Source organism: Pseudomonas karstica (assembly GCF_009707515.1).
In the GTDB taxonomy this organism is placed as follows: domain Bacteria; phylum Pseudomonadota; class Gammaproteobacteria; order Pseudomonadales; family Pseudomonadaceae; genus Aquipseudomonas; species Aquipseudomonas karstica.
Window position 1 is genome coordinate 1 of record NZ_WLYI01000073.1, and the last position, 1,759, is coordinate 1,759.

Sequence of the window (1,759 nt, forward strand, 5' to 3'; positions counted from 1 at the left end):
CAGGCGCGAGTTCAAGGGGCGCTTGGCCGGTGTCGGGTAGGCACTGGAAGGGATTCCCTCCAGTTCGGCGCAGGCCTTGCCTTCGGCGCGCAGGTGCTCGCCGATGGCCTGGGCAAAACCGAACCACGATGTCTCGCCCTGTGCCGTCAGGTGATAAATCCCCCAGTCGCCTGCCTGACCCGCTTGCCAGCGTTCAATCAGGGCCCGGGTGCTGTGGGCGATGGTCCCGGCCCAGGTCGGCGCACCGATCTGGTCGGCAACGATGCGCATCTGCGGCTTTTCTTGCAGCAGGCGCTGCATGGTCAGCAGGAAGTTCTTGCCATGGGTCGAGTAGACCCAACTGGTGCGCAGAATCAGGTATTGACCGCCCACGGCGGCAATGGCCTGTTCGCCGGCCAACTTGCTTTGACCGTAAACGCCCAGCGGGCAGGGAGTGTCGTCTTCGGTGTACCGCCCCTCTTTGCTGCCATCGAACACGTAGTCGGTGGAGTAGTGAATCAACGGGATGCCCAGGGCCTTGGCTTCTTCGGCAAGGATGCCTGGCGCCGTGGCGTTGATGGCAAAGGCAATTTCCGGCTCGCTTTCGGCCTGATCGACAGCGGTGTGGGCCGCAGCGTTGATGATCAGGCCGGGACGATGGGCGCGCACTTGCGCGCGGATTTGCTCAGGCTGGGTCAGGTCCAACTGGTCGCGACCCAGCACGATCAACTCACCCAGGCCCTGGAGCCGTTGTTGCAGCTCTTTGGAAACCTGGCCGTGTTGGCCGCTGATAAGGATTTTCAGAGGTGTGCTCATGGGAACAGGTCGGCTTCCAGCAGGGGTTTGCCGTTCTGGTCCTTGGCGGACAGTTGTGGCGGTTCGGTCAGTTCCCAGTCGATCGCCAGTGTCGGGTCATTCCACTGAATGCTGCGCTCGGCGCTGGGCTGGTAGTAATCGGTGGTTTTGTAAAGAAATTCGGCGTACTCGCTCAGCACCACGAAACCATGGGCAAAACCTTCCGGTACCCACAATTGACGGTGGTTTTGGGCAGACAGGCGCACGCCCACCCACTGACCGAAATGGGGCGAGCTGCGACGAATGTCGACGGCAACGTCCAGCACTTCGCCGGCGCTGACGCGGACCAGTTTGCCCTGAGTGTGCTCCAGTTGGTAATGCAGGCCCCGCAACACGCCTTTTTGTGAGCGCGAGTGGTTGTCCTGGACGAAGTCGCGCTTCAGGCCGGTGGCCTCTTCAAAAGCGCGAGAGTTGAAGCTTTCATAGAAAAAACCACGTTCGTCACCAAAAACCTTGGGTTCGATGATCAGAACACCGGGCAGCTCGGTCGCGGTAATTTTCATTTGGTTTCCCCGGCGAGCGTGAACAGGTACTGGCCATAGCCGGTCTTGCCAAAGTATTTGGCCCGCTCCAACAGGTAGTCACGATTGATCCAGCCGTTCTCGTAGGCAATCTCCTCCAGGCAAGCCACTTTCAGGCCTTGGCGATGCTCGATGGTCTGCACATAGGTCGAGGCTTCCAGCAGGCTGTCGTGGGTGCCGGTGTCGAGCCAGGCGAAGCCGCGGCCGAAGCGTTCTACATGCAAGTCACCGCGTTGCAGGTACGCGTTATTGATGTCGGTGATCTCCAGTTCGCCCCGTGGCGAAGGCTTGACCGCCTTGGCGATCTTGATCACGTCGTTGTCGTAAAAATACAGGCCGGTCACTGCGTAGCTGGATTTAGGCTTGGCGGGTTTCTCTTCGATGGACAGGGCGCGGCCTTCGCT

3 protein-coding genes are annotated in these 1,759 nt (G+C 60.3%); all 3 read right to left on the minus strand.

The window, feature by feature from the left end; translation table 11 throughout:
- Window positions 1-795: dTDP-4-dehydrorhamnose reductase (gene rfbD / locus GIR22_RS25725; RefSeq protein WP_154746084.1), on the minus strand; the 795-nt coding region annotated here is incomplete at its 3' end.
- A complete protein-coding gene (gene rfbC / locus GIR22_RS25730) occupies window positions 792-1,337 on the minus strand; it encodes a dTDP-4-dehydrorhamnose 3,5-epimerase (RefSeq protein ID WP_154746085.1) in 546 nt (181 codons plus the stop codon). The genes rfbC and rfbD, both read right to left, overlap by 4 nt.
- A partial coding sequence (locus GIR22_RS25735) for a sugar nucleotidyltransferase (RefSeq protein WP_246208491.1) occupies window positions 1,334-1,759 on the minus strand: 426 nt, incomplete at its 5' end. The genes rfbC and GIR22_RS25735, both read right to left, overlap by 4 nt.